The sequence below is a fragment of the Variovorax paradoxus NBRC 15149 genome (genome assembly GCF_001591365.1).
GTDB lineage: Bacteria > Pseudomonadota > Gammaproteobacteria > Burkholderiales > Burkholderiaceae_C > Variovorax > Variovorax paradoxus.
Map to the genome: position 1 here is coordinate 1016868 of NZ_BCUT01000002.1, position 18919 is coordinate 1035786.

Annotated in this window: 17 protein-coding genes; 11 read left to right on the top strand and 6 right to left on the bottom strand. The window is 68.6% G+C overall.

What is annotated here, in order from left to right; translation table 11 throughout:
* Nucleotides 1-130: 130 nt before the first annotated feature.
* Nucleotides 131-2257, bottom strand: coding sequence for a sigma-54-dependent Fis family transcriptional regulator (locus VPA02S_RS19690; RefSeq protein WP_062365260.1), 2127 nt, complete (start codon nt 2255-2257; stop codon nt 131-133).
* Between the two features lie 280 nt (nt 2258-2537).
* Here VPA02S_RS19690 and pedF point away from each other — a divergent pair, with 280 nt between their 5' ends.
* The 4 genes from pedF (at nt 2538) to VPA02S_RS19710 (ending at nt 6563) form a co-directional block, all read left to right on the top strand.
* The gene (gene pedF, locus VPA02S_RS19695) at nt 2538-3032 is read left to right on the top strand and encodes a cytochrome c-550 PedF (protein WP_015866272.1); all 495 of its coding nucleotides are present in this window, start codon (nt 2538-2540) and stop codon (nt 3030-3032) included.
* Between the two features lie 10 nt (nt 3033-3042).
* Nucleotides 3043-3900, top strand: coding sequence for a substrate-binding periplasmic protein (locus VPA02S_RS19700; RefSeq protein WP_062365261.1), 858 nt, complete (start codon nt 3043-3045; stop codon nt 3898-3900).
* Nucleotides 3901-3991: 91 nt separating this feature from the next.
* Nucleotides 3992-5986: an acetate--CoA ligase gene (gene acs / locus VPA02S_RS19705; RefSeq protein WP_062365262.1), complete on the top strand. Its 1995-nt coding sequence runs from the start codon at nt 3992-3994 to the stop codon at nt 5984-5986.
* 121 nt (nt 5987-6107) lie between these two features.
* A complete protein-coding gene (locus tag VPA02S_RS19710) occupies nt 6108-6563 on the top strand; it encodes a hypothetical protein (protein WP_018906931.1) in 456 nt (151 codons plus the stop codon).
* A gap of 19 nt (nt 6564-6582) precedes the next feature.
* Here VPA02S_RS19710 and VPA02S_RS19715 read toward each other — a convergent pair whose 3' ends face one another.
* Nucleotides 6583-7671 carry a helix-turn-helix transcriptional regulator gene (locus tag VPA02S_RS19715; RefSeq protein ID WP_062365263.1) on the bottom strand — a complete coding sequence of 363 codons (1089 nt, stop codon included), beginning with the start codon at nt 7669-7671 and terminating at the stop codon, nt 6583-6585.
* Between the two features lie 254 nt (nt 7672-7925).
* Here VPA02S_RS19715 and VPA02S_RS19720 point away from each other — a divergent pair, with 254 nt between their 5' ends.
* Nucleotides 7926-8759, top strand: a complete 834-nt coding sequence (locus tag VPA02S_RS19720; protein WP_062365264.1) for an alpha/beta fold hydrolase — start codon at nt 7926-7928, stop codon at nt 8757-8759.
* Between the two features lie 20 nt (nt 8760-8779).
* Here the strand turns inward: VPA02S_RS19720 and VPA02S_RS19725 are convergent, their stop codons facing one another.
* The 3 genes from VPA02S_RS19725 to VPA02S_RS19735 form a co-directional block, all read right to left on the bottom strand.
* A complete protein-coding gene (locus VPA02S_RS19725) occupies nt 8780-9055 on the bottom strand; it encodes a hypothetical protein (protein ID WP_015866278.1) in 276 nt (91 codons plus the stop codon).
* Nucleotides 9056-9202: 147 nt separating this feature from the next.
* Nucleotides 9203-10174, bottom strand: a complete 972-nt coding sequence (locus tag VPA02S_RS19730; protein WP_062365265.1) for a D-2-hydroxyacid dehydrogenase family protein — start codon at nt 10172-10174, stop codon at nt 9203-9205.
* Nucleotides 10175-10188: 14 nt separating this feature from the next.
* Nucleotides 10189-11181, bottom strand: a complete 993-nt coding sequence (locus VPA02S_RS19735; protein ID WP_062365266.1) for a Bug family tripartite tricarboxylate transporter substrate binding protein — start codon at nt 11179-11181, stop codon at nt 10189-10191.
* A 190-nt stretch (nt 11182-11371) separates the two neighbouring features.
* Between VPA02S_RS19735 and VPA02S_RS19740 the strand changes: the two genes are divergently transcribed.
* The 5 genes from VPA02S_RS19740 (at nt 11372) to VPA02S_RS19760 (ending at nt 16920) form a co-directional block, all read left to right on the top strand.
* Nucleotides 11372-12136, top strand: a complete 765-nt coding sequence (locus VPA02S_RS19740; RefSeq protein ID WP_062365267.1) for an IclR family transcriptional regulator — start codon at nt 11372-11374, stop codon at nt 12134-12136.
* Between the two features lie 104 nt (nt 12137-12240).
* A complete protein-coding gene (locus tag VPA02S_RS19745) occupies nt 12241-13053 on the top strand; it encodes a class I SAM-dependent methyltransferase (protein WP_062365268.1) in 813 nt (270 codons plus the stop codon).
* A 199-nt stretch (nt 13054-13252) separates the two neighbouring features.
* Complete coding sequence (locus VPA02S_RS19750) at nt 13253-14251, top strand: Bug family tripartite tricarboxylate transporter substrate binding protein (protein ID WP_062365269.1); 999 nt, start codon at nt 13253-13255, stop codon at nt 14249-14251.
* A 40-nt stretch (nt 14252-14291) separates the two neighbouring features.
* Nucleotides 14292-16046 carry an IlvD/Edd family dehydratase gene (locus tag VPA02S_RS19755; protein ID WP_015866284.1) on the top strand — a complete coding sequence of 585 codons (1755 nt, stop codon included), beginning with the start codon at nt 14292-14294 and terminating at the stop codon, nt 16044-16046.
* Between the two features lies 1 nt (nt 16047).
* Complete coding sequence (locus VPA02S_RS19760; RefSeq protein WP_015866285.1) at nt 16048-16920, top strand: amidohydrolase family protein; 873 nt, start codon at nt 16048-16050, stop codon at nt 16918-16920.
* Here VPA02S_RS19760 and VPA02S_RS19765 read toward each other — a convergent pair.
* Entirely contained in the window at nt 16908-17786 is an 879-nt protein-coding gene (locus tag VPA02S_RS19765) for a LysR family transcriptional regulator (protein WP_041945825.1), read from the bottom strand. The two genes, VPA02S_RS19760 and VPA02S_RS19765, sit on opposite strands and share 13 nt — an antisense overlap.
* Before the next feature lie 168 nt (nt 17787-17954).
* Here VPA02S_RS19765 and VPA02S_RS19770 point away from each other — a divergent pair, with 168 nt between their 5' ends.
* Complete coding sequence (locus VPA02S_RS19770; RefSeq protein ID WP_015866287.1) at nt 17955-18875, top strand: dihydrodipicolinate synthase family protein; 921 nt, start codon at nt 17955-17957, stop codon at nt 18873-18875.
* Nucleotides 18876-18919: the final 44 nt, after the last annotated feature.

Consider the following 18919-nt stretch of genomic DNA (forward strand, 5'->3'; position numbering starts at 1 on the left):
CATGAAGTCTCCTCGTGTGGGCTGCACGAGTGGCATGGCGCAAGTCGCATGCCTGCGCGAACTGCTCCAGGCTGGTACAGCACCGTGCAGCCCTGGCACAGGGTTTCCCCTGGCCGCCACAGGGCCTGTGTCAGCCGGCCTTGTTCCAGCGCAGCTTGCGGTAGATGGTGTTGCGGCTGATGCCCAGGCGCTTGGAGGCGACCGAGATGTTGCCGTCGGCCGCCGCAAGGGCGCTGCGGATCATCTCGATCTCGGCTTCCCCGAGCGTGCGTGGCGCGCTCGGGGCGGCGGCGGACGATGGCTCGGCGTCTTGCGAGGGTGGGGGCAGGGGCTCGGGCGCGGCGGCGGCGTAGGCCGCCTGCGTTGCAGCGAAGTCCGGCGCGGGAGAGGGCGCGGGTGCGGGTGCGAATGCCGGCGCAATGGCCGCCGCCTGGGGCCGCACGCGCCGCACATCCTCCAGGAAGTCGTCCGACAAGTGGTGCTCGCAGATGTGGCTTTCGCCCGCGCCCATCACAGCGGCGGTGCGCAGCACGTTGGCCAGCTGGCGCAGGTTACCGGGCCAGGCATAGGCCTTGAAGAGCGCGAGCACCGAGGCGTCGATCGCGGGCGTGTCCTGCGGGCATTCGGCCAGCAGGATGCGCCGCGCCACCACGTCCAGGTCGCTGCGCTCGCGCAGCGCCGGCAGCCGCACCACCAGGCCGTTGAGGCGGTAGTAGAGGTCTTCGCGGAAGGTGCCCGCATCGATCATCTCGCGCAGGTTGCGGTGCGTGGCGCCGATGACGGCAATGTCCACCGGGATCGACTTGAGGCTGCCCAGCGGTGTGACGTTGCGTTCCTGCAGCACCCGCAGCAGCCGCGCCTGCAAGGGCAGCGGCATGTCGCCGATCTCGTCCAGGAACAGCGTGCCGCCGTTGGCCTGCACGATGCGCCCGACCGCGCCCTTGCGGCGCGCGCCGGTGAAGGCGCCGTCCTCGTAGCCGAACAGCTCGGCCTCGATCAGCGATTCGGGGATGGAGGCGCAATTGACCGCCACGAAGGGCTGCCGGGCGCGGTTCGAGTCCTGGTGCACGGCGCGCGCGAGCAGCTCCTTGCCGGTGCCGGTCTCGCCGAGGATGAGCAGCGGGATGTCGCGGTTGATGACGCGCCGCACCTTCTGCAGCGTGGCGGCGATCTGCGCGTCGCCGGTGTCCAGGTAGCGCAGGCCGGAGAAGGGGGCCTGCGCCAAAGGGCAGGGCGGCCGCGCGGCCGCGGCGGCGGCCGCGTCGCGGGCGGGAGTGGGCATGCGCGCTTCCACCGAGGTCACGGGCATGTCCAGCACCACCGCGCGCTGCGGCCCGTTGAAGCGCGCGCTGACGTGGAACTGCTGCCCGTTGGCCGCATGCAGCATCATCGGCGTGGGCAGCGGCGTGCGGAAATGGTCGAACACGGCCGAGGCCGTGATGCCGAACAGGCTCGGCAGGCTCTGCATGCGCAGCGCGGCAATGCTCATGTCGAGCTGGTCCAGCGCGCTGCGGTTGGCGCCCAGGATCTTGCCGTCCACGCCCACCACGATGATCCCCTCGAGCAGCGTGCCGATGAACTCCGCGCGGCCATGGAAGTGCAGCCGCAGGCGGTTGCCGTAGTCGTCCGACAACCACTGGTTTTCGATCATGCGCGCCGACATGCGCACCAGGCCCATCGTGTGCTGATGGTAGGAGCGCTGGTCCCCGGTGACGTCGAGCACGCCCAGCATCTCGCCGCGCGGGTCGAAGATCGGCGCGGCCGAGCAGGTGAGGAAGTTGTTGGCGTGGATGAAGTGCTCGCCGCCATGCACGACGGTCGGCGTTTCCTCGACCAGCGTGGTGCCGATGGCGTTGGTGCCCTTGGAATGCTCGGCCCAGCTCACGCCCGGCGTGAGCGCCACCTTGTTGGCGCGCTGCAGGAACCTGTCGTCGCCCACGGAGTGCAGGATGGTGCCGGTGGTGTCGGCCAGCACGATCATGCTGTCGGTGTCGACGATCTGCTCGAGCAGCATCTCCATCACCGGCGCCGCATGCGTGAACAGCCGCTGGTTGCGCTCGCGCGCCACCGCGAGGTCGCTGTGCTGCAGCGGATCGAAGTCCGGCCGCTCCACGCGCGACAGGCCCAGCGCGGCGCAGCGCTCGTGCCACTGCTGGATCAGCTCGCTGCGGCCGGCCCGGGGGGGCGCGACGGCCAGCGCCGACGGCGCGGTCCAGCCATGGGGAGGGCTGGCTGGGGCATGAAAGGCATCAACCATCTGCTGTCTCCTGGCCCGCTTTTTTTGCGGGCGGCTTGTCTCTGGCCAGTTTCGAATGCTGTTCACTGGTCGCTTCATTCTGGAACACCTCTCGTGGGCCAGGTGTTCCGTGCCGACGCTGCCACAGCAAGGATGCCACAGCAACCGGCCCTTGTGGGCGCTGTCCCGCGACCGGGACGCTACAGGGAAGGCAAGTTGTGTTCCCGCTTGAAGCAATGGCCCCTTGGCACAGCGATTGCGAATTTGTGCGGGTTCCCCATCACCACAACGGAGACCCGACATGATGAATCCCGATCCACGAACCCTGCGGCCCCTGGCCCGCGCCGTGCTGGCCGCGGCGATGCTGGGCATGGCCCTTTCCGGCGCTGCCCGGGCCCACGGCGACGTCACGCCGCAGGCCGTCGACACCTCCTCGCTGCCAAAGCTGGGCGAGCAGTGGCGCGCCGAGAACCCGTTCCGCGGCAACAGCGGGGCCGTCACGGTCGGCACCTCCGCCTACAACCAGAACTGCGCGCGCTGCCACGGCATCGACGCCATCTCCGGCGGCATCGCGCCCGACCTGCGCAAGATCGACAACGACTGCGCCTCGCTCAAGGACGCCGTGCGCAAGGCGGCCTGCGTGAAGGAGATCGACGACTACTTCCTCACCACCGTGCGGCGCGGCCGCACGCGCAACGGCGCCGTCTACATGCCGCCGTTCGAGGGAACGATGAACCAGGAGGCGATCTGGTCGATCAAGTCCTACCTGGAGACGCGGCGCGACAAGCCGATGTGAGCCCGCGGCCATGCACACACCTCCTTCTTCTTTTTCGCGGCTCTCGCGCCGCGCATGCCTGCAGTGGGCCGCGGCCGCCGGCGTGGCCGCACTCGCGGGCACGGCGCGTGCGGGCGCGCTCGAACGGATCCGCGCACGCGGCACGCTGAGCGTGGCGATCTACCAGGACATGCCGCCGTTCCACGTGGCCGGCGAAGGCATCGACATCGAGCTGGCGCGCGCGCTGGCCGGCGCGCTCGATGTGAAGCTCTCGCTGCTGCCCTTCCTGGCCGACGAGAACATGGGCGACGACCTGCGCAACATGGTGTGGCGCGGCCACTACCTGGGCTTCGGCCCGGCCGACGTGCTTCTGCACGTGCCGGTGGACCGCCCGCTGATGGACGAGACGCCGCAGGCGCTCATCTTCGCGCCGTACTACCGCGAGCGCGTGGTGCTCGCGCGGCGGCTCGACCGCCTGCCGCAGCTGGATACGCTCTCGGCGCTCGGCGATGCGAAGGTGGCCGTGTCCGGCAAGACGCTCGCGGGCTGGCTCATGATCGGCGCCGACAACGGCGCCTACCGCGACCAGCTCGACACCCAGCCCAAGGACGGCGCCGAGGCCGCGCGCGCCCTGCAGCGCGGCGAAGTGGCCGCGGCCGCGGGGCTCGCGTCCGAGATCGAATCGGTGCTGCGCGGCGACGCGCGCTTTGCGATTGCGCCGCTGCCCTCGCCGCGCATCCAGCGCAACGGCTGGGCGGTGGGCATGGCGGTCAAGAAGGACGCGACCGACCTGGCGCAGGCGCTGCAGGCCGGCGTCAACGCGCTGGTCCAGGGCGGGCGGCTGCGCACGATGTTCGAAGGAGGAAACGTCGCCTGGCAGGCGCCGTGAACCGGCGAGCCATGGCACTCGACCTTGCGCATTCCAGCAGCGGATACCCCCAACCACCACACCCAACGACGGACGACGCGTCCGAACATCCATGAGCCTGCCCAACCCCATCGAATCCGTCCTGGTCGAGAACCGCGTGTTCCCGCCCGACGCCCGCGCCAGCGCTGGCGCGCGCATTGCCGGCATGGCCGCCTACGAGGCCCTGTGCCAGGAAGCCGAACAGGACTTCGAAGGCTTCTGGAGCCGCCTGGCGCGCGAGAACCTGAGCTGGACCCAGCCCTTCAGCCGCACCCTGGACGAATCCAAGGCGCCGTTCTACGAGTGGTTCGGCGACGGCGAACTCAACGCCAGCGCCAACTGCCTGGACCGCCACATCGGCACCCCCGTCGAGCACAAGACCGCCATCGTCTTCGAGGCCGACGACGGCGCCGTCACCCGCGTCAGCTACAAGGAACTGCTCGCCCGCGTGAGCCAGTTCGCCAACGCCCTGAAGGCCGCCGGCATCGGCAAGGGCGACCGCGTCATCATCTACATGCCCATGACCATCGAGGGCGTGGTCGCCATGCAGGCCTGCGCGCGCATCGGCGCCACCCACAGCGTCGTGTTCGGCGGCTTCTCCGCCAAGGCCCTGCAGGAGCGCATCATCGACGCCGGCGCCGTGGCCGTCATCACCGCCAACTACCAGCTGCGCGGCGGCAAGGAGCTGCCCCTCAAGGCCATCGTCGACGACGGCATCGCCCTGGGCGGCTGCGAATCCATCCGCACCGTCTTCGTCTACGAACGCACCCCCAGCGCCTGGGCGCGTGTCGAAGGCCGCGACAAGACCTTCGCCGAGGCGCTGGCCGGCCAGAGCACCGACTGCCCCCCCGTGCCCGTCAATGCCGAGCACCCCCTCTTCATCCTCTACACCTCCGGCTCCACCGGCAAGCCCAAGGGCGTGCAGCACGCCACCGGCGGCTACCTGCTGTGGGCCCGGCTCACCATGGACTGGACCTTCGACATCCGGCCCGAGGACGTCTTCTGGTGCACCGCCGACATCGGCTGGATCACCGGCCACACCTACGTCGCCTACGGCCCCCTGGCCGCCGGCGCCACCCAGGTCGTGTTCGAGGGCATCCCCACCTTCCCGCACGCCGGGCGCTTCTGGCAGATGATCGAGCGGCACCAGGTCAGCGTCTTCTACACCGCCCCCACCGCCATCCGCTCGCTCATCAAGGCCGCCGAATCGGACGAGAAGGTGCACCCCAGGAACTGGAACCTGGACAGCCTGCGCATCCTCGGCTCGGTCGGCGAGCCCATCAACCCCGAAGCCTGGATGTGGTACCACCGGAACATCGGCCATGAGAAATGTCCGATCGTCGACACCTTCTGGCAGACCGAGACCGGCGGCCACGTCATCACGCCCTTGCCGGGCGCCACGCCGCTGGTGCCGGGCTCGTGCACGCTGCCGCTGCCGGGCATCATGGCCGCCATCGTGGACGAGACCGGCAAGGACCTGCCCAACGGCGCGGGCGGCATGCTGGTCATCAAGCGGCCCTGGCCCTCGATGATCCGCACCATCTGGAACGACCCCGAGCGCTTCAAGAAGAGCTACTTCCCCGAGGAGATGGGCGGCACCATCTACCTGGCCGGCGACGGCGCGGTGCGCAGTGCCGACCGCGGCTACTTCCGCATCACGGGGCGCATCGACGACGTGCTGAACGTCTCGGGCCACCGCCTGGGCACGATGGAGATCGAATCGGCGCTGGTGTCCAAGACCGACCTGGTGGCCGAGGCCGCGGTGGTGGGGCGGCCCGACGACGTGACGGGCGAGGCGGTGTGTGCCTTCGTGGTGCTCAAGCGCGGGCGCCCGAGCGGCGAGGAGGCCAAGCAGATCGCCAACGAACTGCGCGCCTGGGTGGCCAAGGAGATCGGCCCGATCGCCAAGCCCAAGGACATCCGCTTCGGCGAGAACCTGCCCAAGACGCGCAGCGGCAAGATCATGCGGCGCCTGTTGCGCAGCATTGCCAAGGGCGAGGCCATCACGCAGGACATCTCGACGCTGGAGAATCCGGCGATTCTGGAGCAGCTCGCGCAGAAGAACTGAGCCGAAGCCGCCGCGCGCGCCGATCCCTGCCGTCCGGTGCATCGGCAGGCATCACGCGAACTGGTGATGCGGCCGCATCCGCGGACGCCGAGAATTTCTCTGGCAAAAGAAAGGATCGGCCGTGCAACACCTTTTCACGTTCGCGCTGGTGCTTGCGCTCCTGTCGGGATGCGCCGCCACTTCCTCCACGTCGTCTTCATCGGTGCCACTGCCGCCCGACGTCGCCATCACGCCTCCCGACGCCGCACTGGCGCCACAGCAGCGCGCGTTCTCCGGCAAATGGTCCGGCAAGTGGCGGGGCCTGGCGGGCGGGCAGCAGCAGGAAACGGTGCTCGTGGTGGAAAGCGTGACGGCCGACGGCGCAACGGTCGTCTACGCGCAGGGCGACCATAGCCGCTTTCGGTCCTTCCATCGGCGGACCACCGCGCGCATCGCGGACGGCAAGCTGAGCTTCACTTTCGACCAGCGCTCGCCGATCACGTTCACCTACCAGCTGCAGCCCGACGGCACCCTCGAGGCGCAGTCGCAGTCCAGGGGGTTCACGGCGGTCGCGACCTTGACCCGGGCAAGCTCCTAGCGCAACGGCGGCCTGCCGGTCATGGTCCCACGCGCAGGGCGGCCCGCACCAGGTCCACCTGCCTCGTGCAGTCCATCTTCACCATCATCATTGCCACCTGTTTGCGCACGGTGTGGATGGACACGCCGCGGCGCAGCGCAAAGTCGTTCAACGAAACGCCGGTGGCCAACGCATGCAGCACGCGCGCCTCGGCCAGCGTGATGTCGAGCGCCTGCGACAGCAGGTCGGGGCTTGCCAGCGGGCCCGCGGCCGCGCGCCGCAGCCGGATGAAGACCATCGGTTCCCTGCCGAAGCGCAGCGCGGGGTTGGCACACGTCAGCTCGACGTGCAGCGGGCCGCCGCAGCGGCTGTCCCTGAAAGCGAGCCGCTCGACCCGGCCAGCCCCTGCGGCGCGCAGCACCGCCGCCAGCAATCGTTCGCGCTCCCCGGCATTCGGATGCGAGAGCCGCGCACCCTGAACGACGACGGTTCCCCGCGTGTCGAAGATGGCTTTCGCGGCCGGAGAAGCGTGCACCACATGGCCCGTGCCGTGGACCAGGCAGCTGGCCTCGCCCAATGCGTCGAAGGCGCTGTCGGTGGCTGCGAGCCACGAAGCCGCCTGCGCCCGGCGCCGTTCCGCCGCCAGCTGCACCGCCTGGCTGTAGGCGCGGATCCGATCGCTCGCGAGGAAGGAAGACAGCCCGTCCCATGCCGACGCGCGCTGGAATCCAAAGCTCGTTCTCCGGTCCGGACCGTTCTCGATGATGAAGGAGTAGAGCTGCCTCATGCGGTGCTTGCACATGAAGTCGACGTAGTAGGCATTGCGCTCGCGCAGCGGCTTCGGAAGCAGGGCCTGCGTATCCAGCCATGAGCCCTCGGGCTTCGCCACGTTCGACTGGGTCATGACGTCTTCCGTATGGAAGTGCTCCGCGTAGTCGCGCACCGCGGCCGCATCGGCACCCGACTGCTGGACGTCGACCACGCCGGTGCCCTCGAAGACGATCAGCACGGCCGCATCGCTTCCCACCAGCCGGCTGGCCGTCGAAAGAATGGCGGACCACGGAGGATCGGGGTCCGAGAGGTGGTGAACCGCCTCGAGCGCGCTGCGCAATACGGCGTCAGGCTGCATGGGCTTTCCTCCTGAAGGAAAGATTGCCTCGATCCGCGCGCCCGCGCCGCCCGAGGCAACCCGCACCTGGGAATGTCGTGGAAACGGCCCCGACTGGATATCACTCATTTGAGTGATGACGTAGATCGGCGCCCGAACCCCTCTCTTTGCCAGGGCCATCCAGCCGTTGCCTTCCGCTGCGATTCATCTCATGACAATCTCGTTCGCCAGATGATTCGACCGGTCGAGATCTGCCGAGGAAGAAAGAGCACCTGATGTCCAGCAATGAACTGAATCTGCCTGAACGCTTCGATTTCCAGGGACACGCCGTTGCGTGGGGATCCATCGGGGAGGGACCGCCGGCCGTGCTTCTTCACGGCACGCCGTTTTCCTCGGCCGAGTGGCGGCGGATTGCGCCATGCCTTGCCCGCGAGCGGCGCGTCTTCTACTTCGACATGCTGGGCTACGGCCTCTCCGACAAGCCGGATGCAGACGTCTCTCGCGGCGTGCAGAGCGAACTCTTCGCCGCCTTGTATCGGCACTGGGGGCTCGGCAGTTCCGACGTGGTGGCGCACGACTTCGGCGGATCGAACGCGCTGCGCGGCCACCTGCTGAACGGCCTGGACTATCGCTCGCTGGTCCTGATCGATCCGGTGGCGATCAGCCCGCAAGGTTCGCCGCTGGTGCAGGCGGCCCGGAAGCACGAAGAGGTGTTCGCGAGCCTGCCGGCCCACATCCACGAGGCCATGCTGCGGGCCTACATCGGCACGGCCGTCGGGAGCGCGCTGCGCGAGGACGAGATGCAGCGCTACCTCGCGCCCTGGCTCGGCGATGAGGGGCAGAAGGCATTCTGGCGGCAGGTCGCGCAGATGGACGACAAGTACACCGAGGAAGTCGAGTGGCGCTATGGCGAGATGCGCTGCCCCGTCGCCATTCTGTGGGGAGAGGAAGACGAGTGGATTCCGATGGCCGACGGGCGCGAGTTGGCCCGGCGCATGGGCACTGCGTCCTTCACGCCGGTGCCCGATGCCAAGCATCTGGTGCAGGAAGATGCGCCCGAGGCGATCGTGGCTGCGGCCTTGCGGTTGTGGGCGGCGGTCGATCGATGATGCCGGGTGCCGACCGCAGGTCACAGCAATCGCAATCCCCGGGGAAATCGAATGAAGGCCTGCGCCGGTTCGGGCATCTTGCCCGCCCTGGCGATCTCCGCGAAGCCCTCTTCCGTGATGCGGGTCACGGTGGCCACCTGCCATACGGCTTGCCGCGCGCGCGATCTGATGGCTGCGAACTCGGCCTCGATCAGGCCTGTGGCCACGAGCAGCGAGACCTGCCGGACTTCCTCCGGATCGGTGACGCGGACAGGCAACTGCACACGGTGCAGCCTCAACAGCAGAAAGAGCGGCATTTGGTTCTCCGATGGCCGGCTCGAGGGGGGCCTCGAATGCCGTCCGTTTGGAATTGGTTGAATGTGAATTTGTCACATTCAAAGCCGCCACCCGAGTCAGAATAAGTCGATCGGCCGTGTCCGCCACCGCCGCCTCGCAGACAGGTCCTAGCCCGGGCGCAGGACCGAGGGGCTGAGCGCGTCCTTCAAGCGCCCCGCGGCAAACGCGTTGACGTGGTCGAAGGCGATGCCGAAGTAGCGCTCGTAGTTGTCGCGCTCGACATAGCCGATGTGCGGCGTGCACAGCGCATTGGGCAGACGCAGGAGCGGATGTTCGCCGGCGCGCACGGGCTCTTCCTCGAACACGTCCACGGCCGCGAAGCCCGGCCGGCCCACCGCCAGCGCGCGTTCCAGCGCACCGGGCGCGACCAGCTCGGCGCGGCTGGTGTTCACCAGCAGGGCGCTGGCCTTCATGCGGGCCAGATCTTCGCCCGAGACCATGCCCCGGGTGTGCTCGTCGAGCCTCACATGCAGGCTGACCACGTCGCTCTGTGCGAAGAAGGCCTCGCGCGAGGGCGCCACTTCGAAGCCGTCTGCGCGTGCCGCCGCAGTCGAGCCCTCGCGCCCCCATACCCAGACCTTCATGCCGAACGTGCGCCCGTAGGCGGCCACCTGGCGGCCGATGCGCCCGTAGCTCCACACACCCAGACGCTGGCCGCCGAGCTGCTGGCCCAGGTGACCCTGCCACCGGCCCTGGCGCAGCCGCGTGGCTTCCTCGACCAGATGCCGGCGGCTTGCCAGCGCGAGCGCCCAGGTGAGTTCTGCGGTGGCCGAACCCGCGCCGCTGCCTTCGGCCACCGCCACGCCGCGGGCAGTGCAGGCCGCGAGATCGACGTGGCCCGCCAGCTTGCCGGTCTGGCTGATGAGACGCAACCGGGGCAGCCGCTCGAGCAGCGCCGCATCGATGCGCGTGCGCTCGCGGGTGAGCACGATGGCCTCGGCATCCGCGAAACGCGCCGCGAGTTCATCGGTGCCCTTCACCGTGTCGTTGAAGATGCGGACCTCGTGTCCATCGAGCTTGCCGAAGCAGTCGAGCGTGCGGACGCAGTCCTGGTAGTCGTCGGGGATGACGATGCGCATCGGGCGGCGCTCCTTCATTGCAAGGTGATGTTCAACTGCTCGACCGTGCGCTTCCACAGCGCGAGGTCGTCGCGTATCAGCGCCGTGAAGTCGGCCGGCGGCATGCCGCCCGGCTCGATGCCCTGGGCCTGGAAGATCTCGCGCACTTCCTGCGTATCGAGCGAGCGCTTGACCTCGGCATAGAGCCGCTGCATGAGCGGCGCGGGCGTGCCGGCCTTCAGCAGCAGCCCGTACCAGCCATGCACGTCGAAGCCGGGATAGCCCTGCTCGGCGACGGTCGGCACATCGGGCAGGCCGGCGAAGCGCGACTTGGGCGCGACCGCGAGCGCGCGCAGCTTGCCCGCCTTGATCTGCGCGAGTGCCGAGCTCATGTCGAGGAACATGAACTGGATCTGGCCGCCCAGCAGGTCCTGCACCGCCGGGCCGGCGCCCCGGTAGGGCACATGCACCGCGCGGATGCCGGCGCGCTGCACGAACAATGCCGCGCCCAGGTGCGCAGAGGTGCCGTTGCCCGATGAGCCGTACGAAAGGCTGCCGGGCTTGGCCTTGGCCATCTCGACCAGTTCCTGCAGGTTCCTGGCGGGGAAGTCCGGCTTCACCACCACCGCATGCGGAATGAAGCCCACCACCGTGAGCGGCGCAAAGTCGCGCAGCGTATCGAACGGATAGTTCGGCATCAGCGCCGGATTGGTGACCGCGAGGATCGAGGGGAAGACCATCGTGTAGCCGTCGGCCGGGCCGCGCGCGATCTCGCTCATGCCGATCACGCCGCCGCCGCCGGGCTTGTTGTCGACGATCACGGGCTGGCCGAGGCCGGGTGCCATGTTCTTGGCGATGGCGCGCGCCATCAGGTCGGTCGGGCCGCCGGCTGCAAAGGGCACGACGATGCGGATCGGCTTCGACGGAAAGGCGGACTGCGCGCTTGCGAGCGGGCTCAGGGCCGCGAGCGCAAGGCCGGCGCCCGCAACGGCGTGGAAGCCTCGGCGCGACATGCGATTGAGGTTCATGGTGTCTCCATTTTTTGTCATGCACCGGATCAAGGGGCGAGCACGGCCATGCCGTCGGCGCTGCGCACGGATGTATGTCTCTCTTTCTTTCCCGCTTGTCGGTGTGTCCGAGCTTAGGACGCATACTCCGCCAGCGCACCTGCCCTCTTCCACTGCGTGGAATTGGAGGGTTGCCGCAAGGAGACACCGAATGCCCACCCCATCCAACCGCTCGCTCGAACGCGGAATCGAGATCCTGCGTGCCTTCCGGCCCGGCTCCACGCTGCTGGGCAATGGCGAGCTCGCGGAGCGCACCGGCCTGGCGCCAGCCACCGTGAGCCGCCTGACGCAGACGCTGGTCGGCGCGGGACTGCTCGAGCACGACCGGCCCGCGCGCGCCTACCGGCTCGCGGCGCCGGTGCTGAGCTTCGCGCACGCCATGCGCACCGGCTCCACCGTGCTGCAGGTGGCCGCCCCGCGGATGCGGGCGCTGGCCGAGAAACTGCGCATCAACGTCGGGCTCGCGGTCGCCGATCGTTCCGAGATGCTGTACCTCGAATCGATCCGCTACAACAAGAAGGCGTCGCTGCGCAGCGTGGTGAGCGGACAGCGCGTGCCGATTGAGCTCACCTCGCTCGGCCGTGCCTGGCTGGCAACGGCGCCGCCGGCGCGGCGCGCCGAACTGGCGAAGGAGTTCGAGGCGCGCCGCAGCAATTGGCCGCGGCTTCGCAGGGAAATCGACAAGGCCATCGAGAGCGTGCGCCGCCGCGGCTGGTGCGCGGCCTCGTGGCAGCCCGAGATCGTTGCGCTGGCCATGCCGCTGGCGCTTCCGAACGAGCCCGTGCACGTGCTCAATGCGAGCCTGTCCACCAGCGATCCGGCGAACGAGGTGGCGCTCGAACTGGGTGCGCCGCTGCTGGCGCTCGGCGAGCAGATCACCCGAGAATTCATCGCGCGCGGCGGCAGTCTGGCGTAGGCCATTCGCCAGATGATGGCGAGAAGCCTGTAGGACGGCGTTGACGGGGCTGGCGTGCAGGTCCACCATGGCCGGGCCACCATCCGGAACTTCAAGGAGATCTCATGGCTGAGAGCGACAAGGTGTTCTCGGGTTCGATCCCGAAGTTCTACGACACGCTGATGGTCCCGCTGATCTTCGAGGCCTATGCCGCCGACATGGCGGAGCTTGCCGCGGCCTCCTCGCCCGGCGCGGTGCTCGAGACGGCGGCCGGCAGCGGCGTGGTCACGCGGGCGCTGGCGCCAAGGCTCGGCGCCGGCGCGCGCTACGTGGTGACCGATCTCAACCAGCCCATGCTCGACTACGCCGCCAGCCGGCAGGGCCCCGACAGCCGCATCGAATGGCGGCAGGCGGACGCGCTTCACCTGCCGTTCGACGATGCTTCGTTCGACGTCGTTTGCTGCCAGTTCGGCGCCATGTTCTTTCCCGACCGCAGTGCCGGCTACGCCGAGGCGCGCCGCGTGCTGAAGCCGGGCGGGCGATTCGTCTTCAATGTCTGGGACCGCATCGAGGAGAACGCCTTTGCCGACGAGGTCACCCAGGCCGTCGCCGCGGTGTTTCCGCACGATCCGCCGCGGTTCCTTGCCCGCACGCCGCACGGCTATCACGATGTGGCGCTGATCCGCGAGGATCTGAGCCGCGCAGGATTCGCCGACATCGCAATCCAGACGCGTGAGAAGCGCAGCCGCTCGCCCTCGGCGCGCGAAGTGGCCACGGCCTACTGCCAGGGAACGCCGCTGCGCAACGAGATCGAGGCGCGCGACGCCAGCCTGCTTCAGCGCGCGACGGACCGCGCGACGGAGGCGATCGCCAGCCGCCATGGCGAAGGGCCGGTGGAAGGCAAGATCCAGGCGCATGTGATCGTGGCGGCGGGATAGCGCGGGCCCAGCAGGCGTCTGCGATCGGCGCGGGCAATTGGCCCCGCTCGAGAGCAGACAAAAATCTTTTTATGGTCTGTCCATGCGGGCGGCGCTTCAACGCGGCGAGGGCGTTGGCAACACTAGCGGCAACAAAAACGTGTCCGGACATCGCCCGCTCGCACCGGCGATCCGCTCGCCCCTTGCCCGGAGACAGACCATGCCCCCCACGACTTCGCGGCTGCGCCGCCTGATCTTCAAGGCCGGTGCCTCGGCCGTCCTGTCCATCAGCGCCGCGAGTGCCTTCGCGGCCTACCCCGACAAGCCCATCAAGCTGATCGTGCCGTATCCGCCGGGCGGCGCGACCGACGTGATCGGCCGGATCATCGCGCTCAAACTGGGCGAGCAGCTGGGACAGCAGGTGGTCGTCGACAACCGGGGCGGCGCCGGCGGCAACGTGGGCGCCGAAGCCGCTGCCAGGTCTGCGCCGGACGGCTACACCTTGTTGATGGGTGCGCTCACCTCCCATGCAACCATGGCCACGCTGGAGAAGGGAAAGATCCGCTACAGCATCACCAAGGACTTCGCGCCCGTCATGGTGGTGGGGTCGGTGCCGCTGGTGGTGGTCGTGAACCCCAGGCTTGCGGTGAAAGACCTCAAGGAACTGGTCGCCTATGGCAAGGCCAACCCCGAAAAGCTGAACTACGCGTCGTCGGGCGCGGGCGCGCCGCAGCGCCTGGCCGCCGAGATCATCCGCAGCGATGCGAAGATCAGCATGACGCACATCGCCTACAAGGGCAGCGGTCCCGCGATGACGGATCTGGTGGGCGGGCAGGTGAACATGATGGTCGAGACGGTGCCCGCGGCGCTGCCGTTCATCGTCTCGGGCAAGCTGCGTGCGCTGGCGGTAACGATGCCCGAGCGCATCTCGATGCTCCCGGAGGTGCCGTCCGCGGTCGAAGCCGGGATGCCGGCGCTGGACATCGCATCGACTTTCGGCGTGCTCGCTCCCGCCGGCACGCCCGAGGCCATCGTTGCGCGGCTGAACGAAGCATTGGCCGGGCTGGTTCGATCGCCCGAGGTCAAGGACATGCTGCTCAAGCAGGGCGTCTATGTGGCAGAGCCGACGACGCCGGCGCAAACGGCAAAGCGCATCGAGCTCGAGGTGGCCCGCTGGGAGAAACTGATCACCACGGCCCACATCAAGGCGGACGAATGAGGCCAGCAGTCCCGATGCACAGAACAAAGGTAACGCAAGCATGACCGACGAGAAATCTCCTTTCGAGCCCGACGATGCAGCCGACGGATCCGGCATGCGCAAGGGCCTCACCAGCTACGGCGACCAGGGCTTCTCGCTCTTCCTGCGCAAGGCCTTCATCAAGGGCGCGGGCTTCACCGACGCGGCGCTCGACCGTCCGGTGATCGGCATCTCCAACACGGGGAGCGCCTACAACCCCTGCCATGGCAACGCACCGCAGCTGGTCGAGGCCGTCAAGCGCGGCGTGATGCTGGCAGGGGGGCTGCCGATGGACTTCCCGACGATCTCGATCCACGAGAGCTTTGCCGCGCCGACCAGCATGTACCTGCGCAACCTCATGTCGATGGACACCGAGGAGATGGTGCGCGCCCAGCCCATGGACGCCGTGGTGCTGATCGGCGGCTGCGACAAGACCGTGCCGGCCCAGCTGATGGGCGCGGCTTCGGCCGGCATTGCCTCGATCCAGCTGATCACGGGCTCGATGCTCACGGGCGGCCATCGCGGCGAACGGGTGGGCGCCTGCACCGACTGCCGGCGCTATTGGGGCAAGTACCGCGCCGGCGAGATCGATGCGGAGGAAATCGCCGACGTGAACAACCAGCTGGTCGCGAGCGTGGGCACCTGCTCGGTGATGGGAACGGCCAGCACCATGGCGTGCATTGCCGAGGCGCTGGGCATGACCGTGCCGGGCGGTGCATCGCCGCCCGCCGTGACGGCGGACCGCATCCGCATCGCCGAGCAGACCGGCGCCCAGGCGGTACAGATGGCGCGCACCGGCCTGACGATCGACAAGGTGTTGACGCCCGAGGCCTTCGAGAACGCGATGCGGGTGCTGTTGGCGATCGGGGGCTCGACCAACGGCATCGTGCACCTCGCGGCGATCGCCGGGCGCATGGGGCTGGAGATCGATCTGGCCGCGCTCGATCGCATGGGGCGGGAAACGCCGGTGCTGCTCGACCTGAAGCCATCGGGCCAGTGGTACATGGAGGATTTCCATCATGCGGGCGGGATGGCGACCCTGCTGCGCGAACTGAAGCCGCTGCTGCACCTTGGCGCCATGACCGTCAGCGGCCGCACGCTCGGCGAGGAGATGGAGCGGGCGGGCCCGGGCTTTCAGCAGACGGTGGTGCGGTCGATCGGCAACCCGATCTATCCCCAAGGCGGCATTGCCGTGCTGCGAGGCAATCTCGCCCCGGGCGGCGCCATCATCAAGCAGTCCGCCGCGGACCCGAAGCTCATGGAACACGAAGGACGGGTCGTGGTGTTCGAGAACATCGAGGACCTGGTCCACCGCATCGACAGCGAGGAGCTCGATGTCACGGCGCAGGACGTGCTCGTGCTCAAGAACATCGGCCCCAAGGGCGCGCCGGGCATGCCCGAGGCCGGCTACATTCCGATCCCGCGCAAGCTGGCCCGCGCCGGCGTCAAGGACATCGTGCGGATCTCCGACGGCCGCATGAGCGGTACGGCGTTCGGCACCATCGTGCTTCATGTCACGCCCGAATCCGCGGCCGGCGGTCCACTGGCCCATGTCCGCAATGGCGACCGCATCCGCTTGAGCGTCGAGCGCCGCGAGATCGCATTGCTGGTCTCCGCGGAAGAACTCGCCCGGCGCGCGCAGGAGTCCCCGGTCGCCGTACCGACCGCCGAGCGCGGCTACCGCAAGCTGTTCCTGCAGACGGTGACGCAGGCCGACCTGGGCGTGGACTTCGATTTTCTGCGAGCGGCCCGGATGGTCGGCAAGGTGCCGCGCTAGCATGGACCGCCGGCCTGCCGATGCGGTGAGGTGGTCCGAAGGCGCGGAGCCGCCGAACACGCGCGTTCCAGCCGATGCCTGCGACTGCCATCACCACATCTACGATGCACGCTACCCGTTCGCGCGGGGCGCGGCACTGCGGCCTGGCGATGCATCGATCGCCGACTACCAGGCCTTGCAGAAGCGCATCGGCACGACGCGCAATGTGATCGTCCAGCCGTCGAGCTACGGGACCGACAACCGCCTGCTGCTCGAGTCGATCGCGCAGTTCGGCGAAAAAGCGCGCGGCGTGGCCGTGGTGGACACCGACGTGACGGATGCCCAGCTGCGCGAACTGCACAGCGCGGGCGTTTGCGGCATCCGGTTCAATCTCGCACCGCCGGGTGCGACCACGTTGGCCATGGTGAAGCCGCTGGCCGCGCGGATCGCGCCGATGGGCTGGCATGTCCAGGTCAACGCGCCCGCGGCCTTTCTGCTGGAGGCGCGTGCGATCTGGGCGGACCTGCCGGTCCCCGTGGTGTTCGACCACCTGGCGCGCGTGCCTCAACCGAACGCGACACAGCACCCGGCCTTCCTGATGGTTCGCGGCCTGCTCCAGCAGGGCAGGGCCTGTGTCAAGCTGTCCGGGTTCTACAACGAATCGGCGGTGGGCGCGCCGGGCTATGCGGATGCCGTGGCGGTGGCCGCCGCCTACGCGCGCGAAGCGCCGGAGCATGTGCTCTGGGGAAGCGATTGGCCGCATCCGACGGAGCAGCCGCACAAGATCCCGAACGATGCGGCCTTGCTCGATGCTTTTGCCGATGCGGTGCCGAGCGAGGCCGCGCGCAAGTCGATCCTGGTCGACAACCCGGCCAGGCTGTATCAGTTTTCCTGAGCGTACATGGCCTGCGCTTCGTGCAGCAGCGCCTGCGACAAGGCAGCGCGTGGGCCGTGCGTGGCCCACACCAGGCCCACGCGCCGCACGGGCGCGCGCGAGGGCAGCGGGACCGGCACGATGCCGTAGCCGACGTGCCACATGGGCGACCAGTCCGGCAGCAGCGCCACGCCCAGGCCCTGCCCGACGAGGGCGGCGATCGCCATCAGGTTGTCGATCTCGAGCCGCTGCTTCACGACCAGGCCGTTGTCGCGAAGATAGCGATCGGCAAGCTGGCCACCCAGCACGGAGCGGTCGTAGCGAATGAAGGGTTCGGTCTCCAGCAACTGGTGGGCAGTGCGGTCCGCCAGGCCTGCGGGCGCCACCACCACGAGCCCTTCCTCCAGCAGCGCGTGCCATGCGCAGCCTTTCCCCACGGCGAACTGGGGCTCGACGACGATGGCGGCATCCAGCGCGCCGAGGGTCACCTGGCGGCAGAGCTCGACGGAATTCCCGGGAGCGACGAACACCGACAGGTCCGGGTACCGATCGTAGAGGCGCTTGAGCAGGGGCGGCAGCACGCCCGTCAGCGCCGAGCCGAACACGCCGAGCTTCAATTCGCCGAGCGCGAAGCCGTCGCCGGCGGCGGCCCGCAGGTCGCGGATTTCCCTCAGCACGGTGCGCGCCCGGTCGAGCATCTTCAGGCCGGCTGCGGTGGGGCGAACGGAGCGCCCCGCCCGCTGCACCAGGGAGAGCCCCATCTCTTCCTCCAGCGCCTTGACGCGCGCCGCAATGGCCGCAGGCGTCAGGTCCAGATGGCGTGCCGCTTCGGCCATCGATCCCAGCTCGACGACGGCAACAAAGCTCTGCAGGTAGCGGGTGTCCATGCGAAGGAATGTAACTTTGCGGATGAACCGGAACAAAAAATTATTTTGCTCTGACGGTGCCGCCATCGCTTCTTCCGAAGGGCCCGCGCTTTCAAACTCGGCCCGCACAAGCAATAAGGGCCCGCTTCGAATCCGTCGATCGGTGCCACCTTCGGAAGACATCACAGCATGACCACCAGACTACGCGGCGTGATTGCGCCCGTCCTGACACCCTTCACCGGCAGCCTGGCGCCCGATGTCGAACGCTTCATCGCGCACTGCGAATGGCTCGTCGGCAACAACGCGGGCCTGGCCATCTTCGGCACCAACTCCGAGGCCGCCTCGATCAGCGTGGCCGAGCGCAAGTCGTTGACCGAAGCACTGGTGGAAGCGGGCATTCCCGCGGCGAAGCTGATGCCGGGGACCGGCGCCTGCGCGCTCCCCGACGCGGTCGAGCTTTCGCGGCATGCGTCCGAACTCGGCGCAGCCGGCCTGCTGACGCTGCCGCCGTTCTTCTTCAAGGGCGTGTCCGACGACGGCGTGTTCGCCTACTACGCCGAGATCATCGAACGAGTGGGGCCCGGCTGTGCGCCGATCTACCTGTATCACATCCCGCAGTTCAGCCACGTTCCGATCACCCTGGGCCTGATCGAGCGGCTTCGCAAGCGCTATCCGACGGTGATCGCCGGCGCGAAGGACTCCTCGGGGGACTGGGCGAACACCAAGGCCATGATCGACAACTTCGCCGCCGATGGCTTCGACGTGTTTCCCGCCAGCGAGTCGCTGCTCTCAATGGCGATGCCGCTCGGTGGCGCCGGCTGCATCAGCGCAACGGTGAACATGAATCCCGCGGGAATCCACCGGGTCTATGCGGGATGGCAGGGTGCAGACGCTCCCGAACTGCAGGCCAGGGCCGATGCGGTCCGCAAGGTGTTCCAGGGCGGCTACATGATCCCCGCCATGAAGCATGCGCTGGCCACGTACGCCAACGATGCGCCATGGCGCATGGTGCGCCCGCCGCTCGCGCCCCTGGACAGCTCGACGCGCGATGCAATCGACGCGCAGCTTCAGGCCATCGACTTCAGCATGCCGGGCTATCCGCGCGCCTGAGTCCACTGCGGCGGCGAAGACCGCCTCGATGCCCGATTCGGATT